20 protein-coding genes are annotated in these 19,337 nt (G+C 64.5%); 5 read left to right on the forward strand and 15 right to left on the reverse strand.

Going from position 1 to position 19,337, the window contains the following annotated elements; translation table 11 throughout:
* The 4 genes from DUGA2_RS09600 to DUGA2_RS09615 all read right to left on the reverse strand — a co-directional run.
* Nucleotides 1-1,574: methyl-accepting chemotaxis protein (locus DUGA2_RS09600; protein ID WP_070269096.1), on the reverse strand; the 1,574-nt coding region annotated here is incomplete at its 3' end.
* A 101-nt stretch (nt 1,575-1,675) separates the two neighbouring features.
* Entirely contained in the window at nt 1,676-2,329 is a 654-nt protein-coding gene (locus DUGA2_RS09605; protein ID WP_070269097.1) for a hypothetical protein, read from the reverse strand.
* A gap of 104 nt (nt 2,330-2,433) precedes the next feature.
* Nucleotides 2,434-3,327 (reverse strand): dihydrodipicolinate synthase family protein, encoded by an 894-nt coding sequence (locus tag DUGA2_RS09610; protein WP_070269098.1) that lies wholly within the window; start codon nt 3,325-3,327, stop codon nt 2,434-2,436.
* An 18-nt stretch (nt 3,328-3,345) separates the two neighbouring features.
* On the reverse strand, nt 3,346-4,125 hold the full coding sequence (locus DUGA2_RS09615; RefSeq protein ID WP_070269099.1) for an aldolase: 780 nt from the start codon (nt 4,123-4,125) through the stop codon (nt 3,346-3,348).
* Nucleotides 4,126-4,220: 95 nt separating this feature from the next.
* Between DUGA2_RS09615 and DUGA2_RS09620 the strand changes: the two genes are divergently transcribed.
* Both DUGA2_RS09620 and DUGA2_RS09625 read left to right on the forward strand, forming a co-directional pair.
* Nucleotides 4,221-4,760 (forward strand): helix-turn-helix domain-containing protein, encoded by a 540-nt coding sequence (locus DUGA2_RS09620; protein ID WP_070269100.1) that lies wholly within the window; start codon nt 4,221-4,223, stop codon nt 4,758-4,760.
* A 95-nt stretch (nt 4,761-4,855) separates the two neighbouring features.
* On the forward strand, nt 4,856-5,347 hold the full coding sequence (locus DUGA2_RS09625) for a hypothetical protein (protein ID WP_070269101.1): 492 nt from the start codon (nt 4,856-4,858) through the stop codon (nt 5,345-5,347).
* A gap of 315 nt (nt 5,348-5,662) precedes the next feature.
* Here DUGA2_RS09625 and DUGA2_RS33385 read toward each other — a convergent pair whose 3' ends face one another.
* The 10 genes from DUGA2_RS33385 to DUGA2_RS09675 form a co-directional block, all read right to left on the reverse strand.
* The gene (locus DUGA2_RS33385; protein ID WP_141753221.1) at nt 5,663-5,959 is read right to left on the reverse strand and encodes a hypothetical protein; all 297 of its coding nucleotides are present in this window, start codon (nt 5,957-5,959) and stop codon (nt 5,663-5,665) included.
* 60 nt (nt 5,960-6,019) lie between these two features.
* Nucleotides 6,020-7,486 carry a ribonuclease G gene (rng, locus tag DUGA2_RS09635; protein WP_070269103.1) on the reverse strand — a complete coding sequence of 489 codons (1,467 nt, stop codon included), beginning with the start codon at nt 7,484-7,486 and terminating at the stop codon, nt 6,020-6,022.
* Between the two features lie 77 nt (nt 7,487-7,563).
* Nucleotides 7,564-8,184, reverse strand: a complete 621-nt coding sequence (locus DUGA2_RS09640) for a nucleoside triphosphate pyrophosphatase (protein ID WP_070269104.1) — start codon at nt 8,182-8,184, stop codon at nt 7,564-7,566.
* An 11-nt stretch (nt 8,185-8,195) separates the two neighbouring features.
* Nucleotides 8,196-8,666: a 23S rRNA (pseudouridine(1915)-N(3))-methyltransferase RlmH gene (gene rlmH / locus DUGA2_RS09645; protein WP_008451768.1), complete on the reverse strand. Its 471-nt coding sequence runs from the start codon at nt 8,664-8,666 to the stop codon at nt 8,196-8,198.
* Between the two features lie 6 nt (nt 8,667-8,672).
* Nucleotides 8,673-9,365 carry a ribosome silencing factor gene (gene rsfS / locus DUGA2_RS09650; RefSeq protein WP_070269105.1) on the reverse strand — a complete coding sequence of 231 codons (693 nt, stop codon included), beginning with the start codon at nt 9,363-9,365 and terminating at the stop codon, nt 8,673-8,675.
* Nucleotides 9,366-10,025 (reverse strand): nicotinate-nucleotide adenylyltransferase, encoded by a 660-nt coding sequence (locus tag DUGA2_RS09655; RefSeq protein ID WP_070269106.1) that lies wholly within the window; start codon nt 10,023-10,025, stop codon nt 9,366-9,368.
* A 2-nt stretch (nt 10,026-10,027) separates the two neighbouring features.
* Nucleotides 10,028-10,942 carry an oxygen-dependent coproporphyrinogen oxidase gene (gene hemF, locus DUGA2_RS09660; protein ID WP_070269107.1) on the reverse strand — a complete coding sequence of 305 codons (915 nt, stop codon included), beginning with the start codon at nt 10,940-10,942 and terminating at the stop codon, nt 10,028-10,030.
* A 6-nt stretch (nt 10,943-10,948) separates the two neighbouring features.
* Entirely contained in the window at nt 10,949-12,217 is a 1,269-nt protein-coding gene (purD, locus tag DUGA2_RS09665; protein ID WP_070269108.1) for a phosphoribosylamine--glycine ligase, read from the reverse strand.
* A 6-nt stretch (nt 12,218-12,223) separates the two neighbouring features.
* A complete protein-coding gene (locus DUGA2_RS09670; RefSeq protein ID WP_008451763.1) occupies nt 12,224-12,949 on the reverse strand; it encodes a YebC/PmpR family DNA-binding transcriptional regulator in 726 nt (241 codons plus the stop codon).
* 54 nt (nt 12,950-13,003) lie between these two features.
* Nucleotides 13,004-14,110, reverse strand: a complete 1,107-nt coding sequence (locus DUGA2_RS09675) for a glycosyltransferase family 9 protein (protein WP_229214652.1) — start codon at nt 14,108-14,110, stop codon at nt 13,004-13,006.
* A gap of 153 nt (nt 14,111-14,263) precedes the next feature.
* Between DUGA2_RS09675 and DUGA2_RS09680 the strand changes: the two genes are divergently transcribed.
* Nucleotides 14,264-16,795, forward strand: coding sequence for an alkaline phosphatase (locus tag DUGA2_RS09680; RefSeq protein WP_070269110.1), 2,532 nt, complete (start codon nt 14,264-14,266; stop codon nt 16,793-16,795).
* Nucleotides 16,796-16,837: 42 nt separating this feature from the next.
* Here DUGA2_RS09680 and DUGA2_RS09685 read toward each other — a convergent pair whose 3' ends face one another.
* Complete coding sequence (locus DUGA2_RS09685; protein ID WP_168167774.1) at nt 16,838-17,773, reverse strand: hypothetical protein; 936 nt, start codon at nt 17,771-17,773, stop codon at nt 16,838-16,840.
* A 204-nt stretch (nt 17,774-17,977) separates the two neighbouring features.
* On the opposite strand from DUGA2_RS09685, the gene DUGA2_RS09690 reads away from it, so the two are divergent.
* Complete coding sequence (locus DUGA2_RS09690; RefSeq protein ID WP_070269112.1) at nt 17,978-18,886, forward strand: DMT family transporter; 909 nt, start codon at nt 17,978-17,980, stop codon at nt 18,884-18,886.
* A 9-nt stretch (nt 18,887-18,895) separates the two neighbouring features.
* Complete coding sequence (locus DUGA2_RS09695) at nt 18,896-19,282, forward strand: methylglyoxal synthase (protein ID WP_008451757.1); 387 nt, start codon at nt 18,896-18,898, stop codon at nt 19,280-19,282.
* Nucleotides 19,283-19,337: the final 55 nt, after the last annotated feature.

Raw genomic sequence — 19,337 nt, forward strand, 5'->3', positions numbered from 1 at the left:
TGACCGACATCATGCAGCAGATCGCCTCGGCCAGCGAACAGCAGATCGCCGGCATCGAGCTTGAACACGCTGACCACCTGCGCCTGGCTGGCCGCCTGGTCCTGCAGCGCTTCGGCGGCGTTCTGCTGGGTGACGGTGTCCATCTGGCTGATCGCTTGGTTGATCTGCTCGATGCCGGCGATCTGCTGTTCGCTGGCCGAGGCGATCTGCTGCATGATGTCGGTCACGCGCTTCACGCTGTCGACGATCTCGTTCATGGTGCTGCCGGCCTGCGCCACCAGCCTGCTGCCGGCGTCGACCTTGTCGACCGAGTCGCCGATCAGTTCCTTGATTTCCCTGGCCGCCGCCGCCGAGCGCTGCGCCAGGTTGCGCACCTCGGTGGCCACCACCGCGAAGCCGCGCCCCTGTTCGCCCGCGCGCGCCGCTTCCACCGCCGCGTTCAAGGCCAGGATGTTGGTCTGGAACGCGATGCCGTCGATCACGCCGATGATGTCGGCGATATTCTTCGACGCCGCGCTGATCGCGTTCATGGTGTCGACCACCTGCGCCACCACGGCGCCGCCCTTGGTCGCCACCGCGGACGCGGACGCGGCCAGCTCGTTGGCGTGGCGCGCGCTGTCGGCGTTCTGCTTGACGGTGCCGGTCAGTTCCTCCATCGACGACGCGGTTTCCTCCAGCGAGCTGGCCTGCTGCTCGGTGCGCGACGACAGGTCCTGGTTGCCGCGCGCGATCTCGGTGCTGGCGCTGGCGATGGTGGTGGTGCCGCGCCGCACCTCGCCGACGATGTTGACCAGGCTCTGGTTCATGTCGCCCAGCGCCTGCAGCATCTGGCCGGTCTCGTCGCGCGAGTTGGCCTCGAAGCGGGTGCTGAGATCGCCGGCGGCGACGGTGCGGGCGATGCGCACGGCGCGCGCCAGCGGCCGCACGATGCTGCGGCTGAGCACCCACGCCAGCGTGGCGGCCAGCGCGATGGTCAGCAGGCCGCCGAACACCAGCGTGTTGGCGGTCAGCGCCTGCAGCGAATCGGCGTCGGCGGCGCGCTGCACCAGCAGCACTTCCTCGGCGTCGCTGATTTGCTTGAGCAGCGCGCGCATCGCATCCATGCCCTGGCGCCCGCGCCCCTCGCGCTCGAGCGCCAGCACCGGGTCGATGCTGGCGCCGTCGTTGGCCTTGCGCCGCAGATCGAGCACCGGCTGCACCGCCTGGGTGAACCATGCCTGCTGGGCTTGCACGAGTTTTTGCAGCCGTTCCTGCTGGGCGGGATTGTCGGCGGTCAGCTGGCGCGCCTGGTCGACGTGGGCGCGGAACGCTTCCTGGCCGGCCTTGAGCGGCGCCAGCGCAGCGTCGTCGCCGGTCAGCGCGAAGCCGCGTTCGCCGGTCTCCATATTGAGCAGGCTTTCCAGGATGTTCTGGGCTTGCGCCATCACCGCGTGGGTGTGGTTGTTCCAGCCGTTGGCCTGGGCCAGGCGCGAGAAATTGGTGTAGGCCGCGCCCAGCAGCACGGCCAGGATCAGCACGACCGCGCCGAATCCCAGATACAGTTTGCGGCTGATGCCGAAGTCTGAAAATCGCATATTGTAACCCTCCCGAATTGCATGGTGAAAGGCCGTGACCAGGAACCGGCAGTCGATTACTCTAGCACCTTTCGGGAGGCGGCCGCACAGCGGCCAGCGCTTTATTTGCGCACGAAGGCGGTCAACTCCCAGCTGTCGCGGTTGAAGATGCGGCCGTTCCAGTCGGTGTCCCGGTAGTCGAGCTTGACGAAGTTGTTCACCGCCGGCGCGAACCACAGCGTCTCGGTCAGCTGGCCGCTGCCGCCGGGGCTGTTGGGCTCCTCGCCGTTGTACAGCGCCTGCACCTCGACCTTCAGCGCCTCGAACTCGCCGGCCGCCACCGTGATCTTTTCCCAGTTCAGCACCTTGCCCTTGATGCGGTAGCGCCAGTGCTTGCCGGACTTGGGATTGTCGGCGGTGGCGTCGGTGGTCCATTCCTTGCCGGGCTCCAGCGGGAAGGCGTAGCGCGCGAACGACGGCGCGAAATGCATGGCGCCGCGGTCGATGGGATTCATCTCGGCGCTGAACAGCTGCCTGGTCAGCAGCGCGCCGCTGGCCGCGCGCTTGATGTCGACATGCACGCCGGTGGCGTCGACGCCGGTCACTTCCATGCGGTTGAGGTTGCCCTTGGCGCCTTTCCACACATCGGTGTATTGATAGGTCCACGAATCGCCGACGGCGGGCGCGGGCGCCGCCACCGGACTGTGGCCGTCCGCCAGCGCGCACGGCGCCGCCAATATCAATCCGAGTACCGCCAGGTAGTGCCGTGCAGCCATGTCGCCTCCGTGTGCGTTGAATATTATAATTATGCTATCACGACACAAGGGGCGCGCGGCCGGAATCCGCCGCCCTGTGGCGGCGGCAAGACAGCGGCGGGCGGTCAGCGCATGCCGGCGTCCAGCGTGGCCAGGATGCCGGCCAGGACATCGGTGTCGGCCGCCGTCAACGGCTGCAGCGGCGCGCGCGGCACGCCGGCGTCGAAGCCGCGCAGGCGCAGTCCGGCCTTGATGGTGGTCGGCAAGCCGCACTTGACGATGAACTGCAGCAGCGGCAACTGGCGGTAGAACAGCGCGCGCGCCGTCGCCAGGTCGCCGGCCGCCACCGCCTCGTACAGCGCCAGCGGCAGCTGCGCCTGCAGGTTGGGCGCGGCGGTGCACCAGCCGCTGGCGCCGGCCGCCAGCGCCGCCAGCGCCAGCGGATTGCTGCCGTTGAAGAAAGGCACGCTGCCCTCGGTCAATTGCGCCAGGCGGTGCATGCGCTGGATGTCGCCGGTGCTTTCCTTCACCATCGTCACCGCCGGCACCTCGCGGCATATGCGGGCGATCAGTTCCGGCGCCAGGTCGATGCCGCTGGTGGCGGGATTGTTGTACAACATGATGGGGATATCGACGGCGTCGCCGATGGTGGCGTAGTGCCTGACGATTTCATCCGGCGTCAGCTTCCAGTACGACACCGGCAGCACCATCAGCGCGTCGGCGCCGGCTTGGCTGGCGTAGCGTGCGCGCCGGACCGCGCCGCGCGTGGTCAGGTCGGAAATGCTGACCACGGTGGGCAGGCGCCGGTTCACCGCCTGCAGCGAGGCGTGCGCCACCGCGTCCCATTCCTTGTCGTCGAGGTAGGCGCTTTCGCCGGTGCTGCCCAGCGGCGCGATGCCGTGCACGCCTTGTCCGACCAGGTCGTCGATCAGGCGCGCCAGCGTCGGCAGGTCGACGCGGTCGTCCCGGGTGAACGGCGTGACGGGATAGGCGATGACGCCTTTGAATGCAGTGGTCATGGAGAGCTCCTGTAAGGGTTAGGTCAGACAGTCTTGATGGGTGCGCAATGCGCGGCGGGCGTAGTAGGCGAACGTCACCTGGTCGCGCCTGGCGCTGGAAATCCAGTCGTGCGCCTCGGCCGCCAGCCGGGGCGGCAGCGGCTGGATGGCGCCGGCGGCCATGGCCAGCAGCTGCAGCCGCGCGGCGCGCTCGATCAGGATGGCCAGCATGCAGGCTTCCTCGATGGTCGCGCCGACCACCAGCTGGCCGTGGTGGGCCAGCAGGATGGCGCGCTTGGCGCCCAGCGCGCCGGCGATGATTTCACCTTCCTCGTTGCCGACCGGGACGCCCGGCCAGTGCGCCAGGAAGGCGCAGTCGTCGAACAGCGGGCAGGTGTCCATGTGCGAGATCTGCAGCGGCGTTTCCAGCATCGACAGCGCGGCCACATGCAGCGGGTGGGTGTGGATGATGCAGTTCACGTCCGGGCGCTGGCGGTAGATCCAGGTGTGGAAGCGGTTGGCCGGATTGGGGATGCCCTGGCCGTTCACCACCTGCAGGTCCTGGTCGACTTCGATCAGGCTGGCGGCGCTGATCTCGTCGAAGCCATAGCCCAGCTGCTGGGTGTAAAAGCGGCCCGGCTGGCCGGTGCGGCAAGTGATCTGTCCGGCCAGGCCGGAATCGTGGCCGCCGTCGTACAGGATGCGGCAAGTCAGCGCCAGTTTCTGGCGTTCGCTCCATGCGCCGGGCTGGACCTCGCGCTCCAGCCGCTGCTGCGCCAGCGTAATCAAATCCGCCTTGGACATTTCCAGGGTATTCATCGTGTGGCCTCCTTGGTGAGTAAATGACACTAAGTGAATTATAGGACACAAAGTGTCATGCGGTACAATTATTTTTATCCATGAACCGAGCGCCTATGACTATTCGCCTGAAACTACTGAGAAAACAAAAAGGATGGACGCTGGAGTTCCTGGCGGAGCAGACCGGGCTGACCAAGAGTTATCTGTCGAAGATAGAGCGCGGCATCAGCGTGCCGTCGATCGCGGTGGCCTTGAAGCTGGCCAAGGCCCTGCAGGTGAGCGTGGAAGAGCTGGTGTCCGACCGCCGCAACCAGGAGTTGGTCAGCATCACCCGTGCCGCCGAACGGGCGCCGATGGATGGCGGCGGGCGGGCGGTGGAAAGCATCGCGGCCAATCTGGCGCCGAAGCAGATGTTGCCCTTCATGCTGCGGCCGCCGCTGGATTTCGTGGCGTCGGCGTTCAAGGAGCACGAAGGGGAGGAACTGCTGTTCGTCCACCAGGGCCGGATTGAAATCGAATTCCCCGATCAGCTGGTGCAGCTGGAGGCCGGCGATTCGCTCTACTTCAACGCCGTCCTCCCGCACCGCATCCGCAGCCTGGACGGCAGCGAGGCGCAGGTGCTGGTTGTGGTCAGCGATCGCGACAGCGCAGCCTGATCGCCGATTGGCCGCTGGGGTCAGTCTGCAAAGGCACACTGCCACGGCGGACGGTGCTAGCATGAGGTCATGGCTGCACTCAAGCTCAGAGACCTATGAACCTCACACGGATTTTCTCCAGTATGACGCTGTTCGGCGCGCTGTCGTCGGCGCATGGCGATGACGCGGTGGCCAGGCTGCGCGCGCTGAACGACGCCGAGTTGCGCGGCGTCTCGACGCCGATCCCGGCGCCGGCGATGCGCCCGCCGCCACGCCCGCTGCATCGCGGCCTGTTCCCTTTGCACGGCCTGTTCGGCGGCCTGGGCGGCGCCGACGCCAAATCCGCCGAGATGGGCACGGCGCTGTTTCCGCTACTGGGCGTATTGAACGCCGACGTGACGGCGCGCGACGTGGTGTACGGGCCGAACGGCAGCGCGCCGCGCATGAACGCGGACGGCTCGGTCAACCTGGCGCTGCCGGCGTCGATAGGCGAGCTCGATTTGCAGAATATCCGCACCGGCGTCAACGACAGCGCCAACTTCGGCTCGGTGCAGATCCGCGGCATCGACCTGAGCCGCACCGTCATCACCGTCGCGCCGATCCGGTAGCCGCGCCGCAGGCCTTAAAGATACTGTGAAAAAGCCAGCACGGTAGCGCTGGCTTTTTGTGAGTCTGTATTACTTTGTAGTTCGAGATTTGGAAACCGTACCCGCAAGCACGCCGGCAAATTCCCCACGAGTCTGATGGGTTAGTTTTACCCGCTCTTTGAATGCTTCCCGGGTTTGGGTCAAATACTGATCCATGCGAGCCACGTTTACCGAATACACACGGCCAGTCTTACTCTCAACTACTTTCTTGACTCTAACTTTATTGTCCTTCATTAGTCGTCCTCCTGCTCAATTTGCAACAAGTCACTGTCCGGTTCAACCGTAGGCATTTGTTTGCTGAGCGCCTTCACGACGTGCATTTTTATAGTATTCGTCTTCCCACTTCCAACCTGGTTCTCGATTTTGTATTGCGGGAGCAATGTATTTTTTACGCCAAGCTTTGGCCACGTCCAGTGCATGTTTGTCGATGGATGCAAGCCGCACATTTTCACTAATGTCGGCATGGACCTCAGGTTGGACTCGCGATCTCGCGAAGTCACAAACCTGAGCAATAGTAAGTTCGGTCACGCCACCGTTGATCGGGGTGGCGTTTAACGCAGAGCCGTTTATCATTTTTAATTTGCAAATATCGGTAAGACTCGTTACTCACTTACTTCCCCGCTGTATTGATGTTCACATCAGGATGACGTCGTACTGTTCCTGGTGATACGCGGTTTCCACCTGCAGCGAGATTTTCTTGCCGATGAAATCGCCCAGCATCGCCAGGTGCTGCGATTCCTCTTCGAGGAACATGTCCACCACCTCCTGCGAGGCGAGGATGCGGAACTCGCGCGGGTTGAACTGCTTGGCTTCGCGCAGCAGTTCGCGCAGGATTTCGTAGCAGATGGTGCGCGAGGTCTTGACCTGGCCCTTGCCGGCGCAGGCCGGGCAAGGTTCGCACAAAATGTGCGCCAGCGATTCGCGGGTGCGCTTGCGCGTCATCTCCACCAGCCCCAGCGCCGAGAAGCCCGACACCGACACCTTGGTGCGGTCGCGCGACAGCGTCTTCTTCAACTCCTGCAGCACGGCGTTGCGGTGCTCGGTGTTTTCCATGTCGATGAAGTCGAGGATGATGATGCCGCCCAGGTTGCGCAGCCGCAGCTGGCGGGCGATGGCGTGCGCCGCCTCCAGGTTGGTCTTGAAGATGGTGTCGGCGAAGTTGCGACCGCCGACGAAACCGCCGGTGTTGACGTCGATGGTGGTCATCGCCTCGGTCTGGTCGACGATCAGGTAGCCGCCGGATTTCAAGTCGACGCGGCGGCCCAGCGCGCGCAGGATTTCCTCTTCCACGCCGTACAGGTCGAACAACGGCCGCTCGCCCGTGTAGTGCTGCAGGCGCGGCAGCACGCCCGGCGTGTAGGCCAGGCCGAATTCCTGCAGGTTCACATAGTTCTCGCGCGAGTCGACCTGGATGGTGGCGGTGTCGTCGTGCACGAAGTCGCGCAGCACGCGCTGGGCCAGGCTCAAGTCCTGGTGCAGCAGCGTGGTGGCCGGCTTGGTCTTGGCGCCGTGCAGGATCGCGCCCCAGGTCTTGCGCAGGTATTCGACGTCGGCGGCGATGTCGGAATCGGAAGCCTCTTCCGCTTGCGTGCGCACGATGTAGCCGCCTTTTTCCTCGGCCGGCAGCAGGCTTTGCAGCCGCACGCGCAGCGCTTCGCGTTCCGATTCCTTTTCGATCTTTTGCGAGATGCCGATGTGGGTGTCCTGCGGCAGGTAGACCAGCATGCGGCCGGCGATCGAGATCTGCGTCGACAGGCGCGCACCCTTGGTGCCGATCGGATCCTTGATCACCTGTACCGTCAGCACCTGGCCGTCGAACAGGATTTTTTCAATGGGCGTCGGCGCCGCGTTCTGGCCGCCGTCGTGCGGACGGGCTTCCCAGATGTCGGCCACGTGCAGGAAGGCCGCGCGTTCGAGGCCGATGTCGATGAAAGCGGACTGCATGCCCGGCAGCACCCGCACCACCTTGCCCGAATAGACGTTGCCGGCCAGGCCGCGCGTGAGCGTGCGTTCGATGTGCAGCTCCTGCACGGCGCCCTGCAGGATGAGGGCGACCCGGGTTTCTTGCGGGGTGATGTTGATCAGGATGTCTTCGTTCATTTGTCTCAGGGGCCGCTGGTTTTTGAAAACTGCGGCTTCTGTAATCGCTGTGGCTGAACGACGATCATACACGCCGCTCAGGGCAGCGGCAAACCCGCCTGCCGCAGCAGCTGTGCGGTCTCGTACAGCGGCAGGCCCATGATGCCCGAATGGCTGCCGGTGATGTGTTCGATAAACTGCGCGGCCGGACCCTGGATGCCGTAACCGCCGGCCTTGTCATAGGGTTCCGAGGTGGCGCAGTAGGCGGCGATGGCGGCCGGCGACAGCACGCCGAAGCGCACGTCCGACACCTGCGTGACCTGGCCGGCGAAATCGGCCGAGTGCACGGCGATCGCGGTCAGCACCTGGTGTGTGCGGCCGGACAGCTGCTGCAGCATGGCGATGGCTTCGTTGGGCGTGGCCGGCTTGCCGAGGATGGCGCCGTCGATGGTGACGGTGGTGTCGGCCGCCAGCACGGCGCGCGGCGCCATGCGGCGCTTGACCACCAGGTCGGCCGCGAACGCGGCTTTCTCACGCGCCACGCGGGACACATAGTCCAGCGGCGCTTCGCCCGGCAGCACCTCTTCGGTGACGTCGGGGCCGCGCGGGCCGTCGCTGCGCAGCAGCAGCAGTTCGAAATCGATGCCCACCTGGCGCAGCAGTTCGCGCCGGCGCGGGCTTTTTGAAGCGAGGTAAATCTTTTTGTCGACCGGTTTCATGTGATGTTGTTTTAAACGCGGTGATACGGGTGGTTCTGGGTAATCGACCAGGCACGGTACAGCTGTTCCGCCAGCATGACCCGCACCATACCATGCGGCAGCGTCATGCTGGAAATGCGTATCAAGCCTTCGGCCCGGGCCTTGAGCTCCGGATCGAGGCCGTCGGCGCCGCCGATCAGGAAGGCCGTGTCGCGGCCATCCTGCTGCCAGGCTTCGAGCTGCTGCGACAGACCGACCGAAGTCAGGTCCTTGCCGCGCTCGTCGAGGGCGATGATGCGGACGGATTTGGGCAGCGCCGCCTCGATGCGCTCGCGTTCGAGCGCCATCGCGGTGGCGGCGGTCTTGCTGCCCGAACGGTCGACCGGCTTGATTTCCTTCAGCACGATCTTCAGTTCAGGCGGCATGCGCTTCGCGTATTCGGCGAAACCCGTTTCTATCCAGGCCGGCATTTTATGGCCGACCGCAGCGATGATCAGCTGCATCCCCGATTACTCTTCGACTTTTTTGATACGCTTGATGACGGTCTTGACCGGCGCTTCGTCGGCCTTAGGCTTGGCGACCTTGCGCTTAGGCGGCAGGGACTTCAGCACTTCAGCGGCGGCGACGGCGGACTTGGTCTTGCCGACCTTGATGGTTTTACCGGCTGGCACAGCGGCCTTCTTGGCGGCTGGCTTCTTGGCGGCGCTGGCGGCGGCCGGCTTGGCGGCTGCGGCCTTGCGTGCCGGGGCTTTCTTCTCGATGACCGGGGAAGCGTCGACGGCCTTCTTGCCGGCGGCCAGGTGGCTGCTGACTTTCTTCGGTGCGTCGGCTTCTTCGCCTTCCTTGGTCGACTTGCGCTTGGCGGCGCCCAGCTTGACCGGCTTGTCGCCCCAGATTTCTTCCAGGCGGTAGTAGGCGCGGATCGGCGCCTGCATGATGTGGACGATCATGTCGCCCAGGTCGACCAGCACCCATTCACCGGTGTCCTCGCCTTCCATGCCGTAGACGTCGCCGCCGGCGGCCTTGACCTTGTCGCGCACCGAGGCGGCCAGCGCCTTGGTCTGGCGGTTGGAGGTGCCGGACGCGATGGCGATCCGGTCGAACAGGCTGGTCAGGTGGGTGGTATCGAACAGGGCGATATCTTGGGCCTTGACGTCTTCGAGGGCGTCAACGACGAGGGATTGCAGTTTTTTGATGTCCATTTAGCTTTTGTATAGATTATGTTGTTCAATATAGTCTAGCACTAGCGGCGGGATAAGCGAGTTTGCGCTATCCCCCCGTTGTAATGCCGCACGTATTTCGGTGGCGGAGATATCCACCGCGAAGTCTTGTGCCAGATAAGTCAGACCGTGCGGCGTGTTGCGGATTTGTTCAGGCGTTCCCAAACGGCGGGAAAACGCCTCGGCCACTGCCGGCGGAAGGCCGGCGGCGGCCAGGTTAAAGCCAGGGCGGGCGGCTACGCAGATATGGGCGTAGTCGAACAGCGCCTGCCATTCATGCCAGGTGTCGAGCCGCTGCAGCTGGTCGGCGCCCATCAGGAAAGCGATGGAGGCCGACGGGCCCAGTTCGGCGCGCACCTGGCGCAGCGTGTCTATCGTGTAGGTGGCCAGACCCTGTTCGGCGCGTTCGATCTCCTGCAGATCGACCACGACGTCGTAGTCGGCGCCGGCAAACGCCAGCGCCGCCATCTCGGCGCGCTGCTGGGGCGTCGCCTTCAGGTTGGACTTCTGCCATGGCAGGCCGGCGGGGATCACGCGCAACTGGTCGACCTGCAGCAGGTGCGCAAAATGCGCGCCCAACGCGACATGACCATGGTGCACCGGATCGTAGCTGCCTCCCAGCAGTGCGACGCGGTAAGCCATCGTCACGCGGCGAGCCAGTCGCGGTGCGGCAGGAAGTCGCTGTACAGCGCCGCTTCCGGGCTGCCCGCTTCGGGCTCCCAGCGATAGCGCCATTTGACGATGGGCGGCATCGACATCAGGATCGCCTCGGTGCGGCCGCCCGATTGCAGGCCGAACAGCGTGCCGCGGTCGAACACCAGGTTGAACTCGACGTAACGTCCGCGGCGGTAAGCCTGGAAGTCGCGTTCGCGTTCGCCGTACGGCGTGTCCTTGCGGCGTTCCAGGATGGGCTGGTAGGCCTTGAGGAAAGCGTCGCCGGCGCTGCGCATCATGGCGAAGCTCTGGTCGAAACCCGCCTCGTTGTAGTCGTCGAAGAAAATGCCGCCGACGCCGCGCGCTTCCTGGCGGTGTTTCAGGTAAAAATATTCGTCGCACCACTTCTTGAAGCGCGGATGCAGCTCGTCGCCGAACGGCGCCAGCGCATCATGGCACACCTGGTGGAAGTGCTTCACGTCCTGCTGGTTGCCGTAGTAGGGCGTCAGGTCCATGCCGCCGCCGAACCACCACGCCGGTTCGCCGTCGGCGGTGGTCGTGGTGAAGAAGCGCACGTTCATGTGCACCGTCGGCGCATACGGATTACGCGGATGGATCACCAGCGACACGCCCATCGCTTCCCAGGGCTGGCCGCCCAGGTCAGGACGGTGCGCCGACGCCGATGGCGGCAGTTTCGCGCCCATCACATGCGAGAAGTTGACGCCGCCGCGCTCGATGACATTGCCTTCTTCGATCAGGCGCGAAATGCCGCCGCCGCCTTCGGGCCGGTCCCACGCGTCGCGCAGGAAAGGCTGGCCGTCGACGGATTCCAGCGCCTGCACGATGCGCTCTTGCAGATCGAGCAGGTAGGCCTTGACGGCTGCGGGATGCGGAACGGACGCCATCTTATCCTAATGCTTCAGGCCGCGCCAGCCGATATCGCGGCGGCACTGCATGCCGTCGAACGAAATCTGGTCGACCGTTTCGTAAGCCTGCTTCTGCGCCAGCTTGACGCTGTCGCCCAGGCCGACCACGCACAGCACGCGGCCGCCCGTGACCTGCAGCTGGCCGCCCACTTCGGCGGTGCCGGCGTGGAAGGTCACGGATTCCGGCGTTTCTGCCGGGATGCCTTCGATCACGGCGCCCTTGAGCGGCGCGTCCGGATAGCCGGCGGCGGCCAGCACCACGCCAACGGCGGTGCGGCGGTCCCATTCCAGCTCGACCTGGTCCAGCGTGCCGTTGACGGCGTGTTCCATCACCGCCACCAGGTCGGTCTTCAGGCGCGACATGATAGGCTGCGTTTCGGGATCGCCCATGCGGCAGTTGAATTCCAGCGTGCGCGGATTGCCCTGGGCGTCGATCATCAGGCCGGCGTACAGGAAGCCGGTGAAGACGATGCCGTCCTTCGCCATGCCGGCGATGGTGGGGTTGATGATCTCGCGCATCACGCGGGCGTGCATGGCCGGCGTGACGATAGGGGCGGGGGAGTAGGCGCCCATGCCGCCGGTGTTCGGGCCTTCGTCGTTGTCCTTCAGGCGCTTGTGGTCCTGGCTGGTGGCCAGCGGCAGGATGTTCTTGCCGTCGCACATGACGATGAAGCTCGCTTCTTCGCCGGCCAGGAATTCCTCGATGACGATGCGGGCGCCGGCGTCGCCGAAGCGGTTATCGGCCAGCATGTCGTCGACCGCCTGGTGCGCTTCTTCCAGCGACATCGCCACCACCACGCCCTTGCCGGCGGCCAGGCCGTCGGCCTTGATGACGATCGGCGCGCCGTTGGCGGCTATGTAGGCGTGCGCTTGCGCGACGTCCGAGAAGGTCTGGTACTTGGCGGTCGGGATGCCGTGGCGCTGCATGAAGGCCTTGGCGAAGTCTTTCGACGACTCCAGCTGGGCCGCTTCCTTGGTCGGGCCGAACACCTTCAGGCCGCGCGCGCGGAACAGGTTGACGATGCCGCCGGCCAGCGGCGTCTCAGGGCCGACCACGGTCAGGCTGATGTGCTCTTGCTCGACGAAGTTCGCCAGTTCATGCAGGTCCGTGATGTTGACGTTGACCAGGCGCGCATCACGCGCCGTGCCGCCGTTGCCCGGAGCGACATACACCATCTGGATGCGTTCCGATTGCGCCAGTTTCCAAGCCAGCGCATGTTCACGGCCGCCGGAGCCGACTACCAATATTTTCATAATTCCTCAGTCTTCGATCAGCGTGTTGGAATAGACTTCCTGGACATCGTCCAGGGCTTCCAACGCGTCCAGCAGTTTTTGCATCTTGACGGCGTTATCGCCGGTGAACACGGTTTCGGTGGCCGGCTTCATGATGATCTCGGCCACTTCGGCCTTGAAGCCGGCGGCGTCCAGCGCATCCTTGACGGCGGCGAAGTCGTGCGGGCCGCACAGTACTTCGAAGCCGCCTTCTTCATCGGCCACCACGTCTTCGGCGCCGGCTTCCAGCGCCACTTCCATCAGCGCGTCCTCGTTGGTGCCGGGCGCGAACAGGAACTGGCCGCAGTGCTTGAACATGAAGGCGACCGAGCCTTCGTTGCCCATGTTGCCGCCGTTTTTGTTGAAGGCGTTGCGGACTTCGGCCACCGTGCGCACACGGTTGTCGGTCATGCAGTCGACGATGACGGCCGCGCCGCCCACGCCGTAGCCTTCGTAGCGTACTTCCTCGTAGGCCGCGCCGTCCTCGCCGCCGGTGCCGCGGGTGATCGCGCGCTGCACGTTATCCTTGGGCATATTGGCGTCGGCCGCCTTGTCCACGGCCAGGCGCAGGCGCGGGTTGGAGGTCAGGTCGCCGCCGCCCATGCGCGCAGCAACGGTGATCTCCTTGATCAGGCGCGTCCAGATCTTGCCGCGTTTCGCGTCAGTTGCTGCTTTTTTGTGCTTGATGTTGGCCCATTTGCTGTGTCCAGCCATGTTCGATCTTCCTTCGGCGGTAAGTCATTGGTGTGCGGTGAGGGCGGTATTCTATCATAGGGGCCAACTCAAAACCTTTTCCATCACCTCTGGCAGCTCGATTTTCGTCACCCACGCGTCCATTTCCTTGACCAGGATGACGGCGCTGTTTTGTTGATCGATAGGCACCCATTCCGGGTTGTTCTGACGCATCAGGGCGATCACCGGCACGTGCACGGCGTTCGCCAGGTGCATCACGGCGGTTTCGACGGTGATGATCAGGTTGCACAGGGCGAGCACGGCCGGCAGCTGGAAGAAGCTCTCTTCCGCCGAGAACAGGTGGGTGTCGGGCGGCGCGGCGCTGGCATGCAGCGCGCGCGCGGCTTGCAGTGCTTCCGGAACAACGTTGACAACAAAGCCAGCCTCGCGCCATTGCGGGTGCTTGCGCATCTCCCTGATCAGCTCGAATCCGCGCTCCAGCGGCCAGCAGCGCTCCTCGCCCTTGGAGTAGACATTGATGAAGACCACCTTTGATGGCAGCCCCCAGGCGGCGAACTGTGCGCGCGCGTAGGTGGTCCACTGCTCGGGGATGTGGATGGTCGGGTAGCGGTCGGCCTTGGGAATGTCGAGGCCGAAGGCGTGCGTGAACCATTGCGCGTAGATGTCGCTCACGTGCGGCACATTGCGTTCCTGCGACTCGTACAGCGGTATGGTGGCGTTGAATTTGAGGATGCTGAGCTTCTTGGACAATTCGAAGAAACGGTATTTCTGTTTTTTCAGGCCGACGATGAAGCCGCGCGGGCTGATCTCCCGCGTCAGCCGCGCATAGCGGTGGCAAGCCATGTGCGTCAGCGACACGACCAGCGGGTAGTCCTCGCGCTGGGCCTTGGCGATCGATTGCGCGTGCAGGGCGGGGCTGTAGTTCTGGGCGTAGACCTCGTCGATGTAGGGGCTGGCGGCGAGCCAGTCGTACAGCGAGTAGTTCTTCAAATGCGGCCAGTCCGCCGGGTTGGCCGAGCGCCGGCGCTCATCGACCCACAGGTGGATTTCCAGATGAGGATGGGCGCGCTTCAAGGCCTTGAAACACATTTGCATGTAAGTGAAGTCGCCGATCGCCATATGCGTGACGACCAGGATTTTTTTGGCTTTTGCAAGCAGCGGAGCTGGGATCAGTTGGTTCAAAATTGAGAGTGCAATGCAGAAGTAGAAATTAAACTAAGTTAACAGTTTAGCGTAAAGTCCACACTAGAGGCCTTCCTCCACTTTTTGTAGGGCCCCTGTCATATCCTCCTGCTACGATTTATCTTTTAACATCACTGGTATTGCGGAGCAGACATGGACAGAAGGCAGTTTCTCAAGTACGGCAGCTTTATCACGGTATCGGTGGCCTCGGGCGCCGGACTGACAGCCTGTGGCGGCAGCTCCGCATCCGCCGATGGCAGCGCCACCGATCTGCCGCTGGCCAGCGGCGCCTGGAAGTTCCCGCAGAGCGTAGCCTCCGGCGACCCGCGCAACGACAGCATCATGCTGTGGACCCGCGCCGTGCCGGCGGCGGCCGACGGCGTGGCCCCCGCGCCGACCGCATCGGACAGCGCGATCCGCCTGGTGATGACCGCCGCCGACAACGGCGCGGCCCTGGGCAGCAGCGCGGCGCTGACCGGCGCCACCGTGGTCGACATCAAGCTGCCGTTGCAGTCGCAGTTCGACAACACCGTGCGCCACAAGGTCACGGGCCTGAACCCCAACACCGTCTACTACTACCAGTTCGTCGCCGGCGACACGCGTTCCAACGTCGGCCGCTGCAAGACCGCGCCTGCCGCCGATGCCGACGTCTCGCAACTGCAGTTCGCCTACATGACCTGCCAGGACTGGAGCGTCAACCACTGGGGCGCGATGAGCAGCATCGCCGGCGAGAACCTCGACTTCATCGTCCACCTGGGCGACTACATCTACGAAACCGTGGGCGAGGACTTCCAGCTGGGCGCGGTGGAATCGCGCCACGACGCGCTCAAGCTGCCGGACGGCGCCTTCAAGAGCGGCACCTCGGGCGCCAAGTACGCCACCACGCTGGCCGACTACCGCTACCTGTACAAGAAGTACCGCACCGATACCCGCCTGCAGGCGCTGCATGAGCGCTTCGCCTTCATCGCCATCTGGGACGACCATGAGTTCTCGGACGATGCCTGGGGCGACGCCCAGACCTACGACGGCACCTTCAATGCCGACGGCTCGGACCTGCACCAGACCGGCCGCCGCCGCAACGCCAACCAGGCGTGGTTCGAATACATGCCGGCCGACGTCAACCTCGACAGCGCCACCACCAGCTTCCAGAACATCAAGATCTACCGCGACTTCCAGTTCGGTAAGCTGATGCAGCTGGTGATGACCGACGAGCGCCTGTACCGCAACGACCACGTGATTCCGGAATCGGCGGTCAATCCGGCCACCGGCCTGCCGCTGGGCCGCATCGGCTCGCGCTACCTGGTGCCGCAGGACGTGTACAACACCGTGGAAGCGCAGAAGATGGCCGGCGCCACCACCATCGGCCTGGCCTCGCCGCTGGACACCGTGTCGATCCTGGGCTCTACCCAGCGCCAGTGGTGGATGGACAAGATGAAGACCGCCACCGCGACCTGGAAACTGTGGGGCAACGAAGTATCGCTGCTGCGCATGGGCCTGAGCGGCGTCGACGCCATCGCCACGCTGCTGGCGCTGAACGCGGTGCCGACCATCGCCGCATCGATCGGCAGCACCATCGCCGCGACCGGGGGCAACATCCCGCTGGCCGGCGCCATTGTCGCCGCGGCGACCGCGGGCGCCACGCCGGCGGTGGCGCAAGCCGGCGCGGTAGCGGCCTTCACCAGCTACTCGACCGGCGGCAACGCGGCGGCGCAGGGCGCGGCCGCAGTGGCGGCGGGCCTGGGCGCGGCGCAAGCCGGCATCGCCGTCGCCACCATGAACGCGATCATCGACGCCAATCGCGGCATCGTTGCCGCCACGCCGGCGCAGCTGGCGGCGGCCGGCGCGCAGACCATCGCCTTCGGCTACATCAAGCAGGACATCCAGGCCAAGAAGGCTGATTCGGCCTTCGTCGCCGCGTCGGGCAAGAAGGCGCAGCTGGCGCCGTTCTTCGCGCGCTTCCTGCTCAACTGCGACCAGTGGGACGGCTACAACAGCGAGCGCAAGGCGCTGATGGCGCACCTGAAGACCAACAGCATCGGCAACGTGGTGGCGATCACCGGCGACATCCACGCCTTCTTCGCCGGCACCGTCAGCGACGACTTCGACGCCACCGGCGGCGGCACGCCGGTGATGGTGGACCTGGTCTCGGCCGGCATCAGTTCGGACTCGTTCTTCAGCTACCTGCGCGACGCCGCGACGGCGCTGGGCGACATCGCCGCGCTGGTGTCCTACCCGCTGGCGATCCCGGTCACGGGCCTGGGCACGCTGAGCATCTCGATCAACCTGCTGGACTACACCATGGGCAAGGCCGCGCCGACCTTGGCCAGCCTGCTGGAGCAGGTGCGGGTGCAGGTGCGCGGCGCGCTGGGCGCCAAGGGCTTGCCGGAAGCGCAGCTGGATCCGACCACCAGCGCGGTGCTGGCCGGCTTGCAGGCCAACAGCGATTTCAACACCTCGCTGCTGGCGCTGGCGCAGCAGTTGTCCGGCCTGGGCAACAACCCGTGGATCAAGCATCTGAACACCGATGCGCAGGGCTTCACGCTGGTGACGCTGACCCCGGGCAAGCTGGTGGCGCAGTTCAAGCAGGTCAACAAGCTGGTCGGCGGCAACGCGCCGGCCAGCGTGGTAGCCCGCGTGACCACCGCCACCGTGACGGCTGGCGCGGCGGCAGTCGCTATCAGCTGAGGCCGGTCTTCATCCGGACTGCGGGGGGCTGGACTGGCTGAGTCAATTGAATAAGCTGGTGACTCCCCCGCAGGTGCAGGTGCGCGTCTCGGAAAACCAGGCGCTGCGCGGCCGCTCGGCGCCATGGGTCGAGCAGTAGTAGGCGGCGCATCGGTCGCAGCGGTGCCATTTGTGGCTGTTGTCGACCACGCCGCGCTTGACGGCGTTGCAACGGCAGCAGCGCGGAGTAAAGGTATAAACGACGCGCGCATTGTTGTGTGCGTTGGTGTAGTAGTTACCGTACTGCATGCGACTATAAAAGGTCTGGTCCTGCATCATGGTGGCCCGTTGCTGGTAGCTCGTGTCGCGCCGGAGTATCTGTTCGTCAGTGACCTGGTTCCTGTAGTATTTATCCATCGCGCGCTGTATCAGCTGTCGCGCCGTGAGTGCGCACAAGGGGAATATCGAAGGCCCCTTGCCGGGCTTGCAGTAAATGACGTCGCCTTGATAGGGCGCGTGGCGGTGATGGCTGTCGGTCCAGAGCACGGCGTCGGCATGCTCGTACCACGAATCGACGATGATGACGCTGGGGTCGGACGCCCGCAACGCGTAGTCGCCGATGGTGCAAAAGAAATGCGTGATGCCCGACTCGAAGATATAGCTGATGTGGCGGTCCGGTCCCAGGTATTCGCGCAGCAGCGCGTAGGTGAGGGCCGCATAGTCCTGGCACATCCCCACCGCCAGATTGCCTAGCGCCGCCATGACGACTTTCGGCCGATGAAATGGATTGCCTGCCTGGTAGGCCGCCCGCACCATGCCGGCCCGGCCGGCGTTGGGATCGGCATGGCCATATTTTGCCTGGCGATGGACGTCGCTCATTTCATGCGTCAACTCCCGGTTGGACCAGACCAGCGCAAAGCGGTTGATGTCGTCCACGTTATTGATCGCCAGGCCGCCGCGCACATTGAGCGGTACTCGCCCCAGTACTTCTTTTACCACGGCAATGATCCGGTTTGCCAATTGGATCTCGTCGTACAGTCTCTCGTCGCTAATTTCAGGCATGGCTTCCTTCAATTGTCGGTGACGCTGCAAGCAGAGGTTTTGTTGGTATAGTATTATCAAATAAAAAAAAGTGTCAATATGAAAATGGAGGCTGCGGCGGCCTGCCCAGCGGCGTTGCCCGTTTGCCCGTACAATTCCGGCATGGACAAAAGCATCACGGACAGCGCGCCGGCGCGCGCCGCCTATCTGGGCGGCCTGGGTATCGCCATCGGCGGGGCGGTTCTGTTTTCGACCAAGGCGGTGGTGGCCAAGCTGCTGTACCGCTACCAGATCGACGCCGTCACCCTGATCGCCTTCCGCATGATCTTCTCGCTGCCGGTGTTCGCCGCCGTCGCGCTGTGGAAGATGCGCACCGAAGCGCCGCTCTCCAGCGCCGACCGCTGGCGCATCGTCGGCCTCGGACTGGTCGGCTACTACCTCTCCAGCTTCCTCGACTTCCTCGGCCTGCAATACATCTCGGTCGGCCTGGAACGATTGATCCTGTTCCTGACGCCCACCTTCGTGCTGCTGATCTCCTCCACGCTGCTCAAGCACCACATCAGCCGCAAGCAGTGGCTGGCGCTGCTGACCTCCTACTGCGGCATCGTCTTCGTCTTCCTGCACGACCTTAACAGCGGCAGCCGCAACGTGATGCTGGGCGCCACGCTGGTGACAGGTTCGGCCGCCGCCTACGCCGTCTACCTGCTGCTGTCGGGCGAGATGGTCAAGCGGCTCGGCGCGCTGCGGCTGGTGTCGTATGCGATGTGCGTCTCCAGCGTGGCCTGCATCGGCCAGTTCTTCCTGCTGCGGCCCGCGTCCGGCCTGGTCCAGCCGTTGCCGGTGTACGGCCTGTCGCTGGTCAACGGCATCCTGTGCACGGTGATGCCGGTGTTTATGACCATGGCCGCCGTCGAACGCATCGGCCCCGGCACCGCCTCGCAGGCTGGTATGATCGGCCCCGTTTCAACACTGTTTCTGGGTGCGCTGTTGCTGGGCGAACCTGTCACCTCCTGGCAGTTGGGAGGCACCGTGCTGGTGCTGGCCGGGATATATCTGCTGTCAAAAAAATAGGATCAGAACATGAAAACCCGCATCGCCCTGATTGCCCACGACAAGAAAAAAGACGACATGATCGCGCTGGCCGGCGAATACAAGGCCTTCCTCTCGACCTGCACGCTGACCGCCACCGGCACCACCGGCGGCCGCCTGGCCAATGAGCTGGGCCTGACGGTGGACCGCAAGCATTCGGGCCCGTTCGGCGGCGACCTGCAGATCGGCTCCATGCTGGTCGAAGGCGAGATCGATTGCGTGATCTTCCTGCGCGACCCGATGACGCCGCAGCCGCACGAACCGGACATCAACGCCCTGGTGCGCGCCTGCGACGTGCACAACACGCCGTGCGCCACCAACGTCTCGTCGGCGCACCTGGTGCTGTCGCAATTGCAGCAGCGCGCCGCGGCGGCTTGACCGGCGCTACACTCTTCGCACAGCGAATTCAGCACACCGCACACTGGAGGCAGAC

It is taken from the genome of Duganella sp. HH101 (assembly GCF_001758795.1).
In the GTDB taxonomy this organism is placed as follows: Bacteria; Pseudomonadota; Gammaproteobacteria; order Burkholderiales; family Burkholderiaceae_D; genus Rugamonas; species Rugamonas rivuli.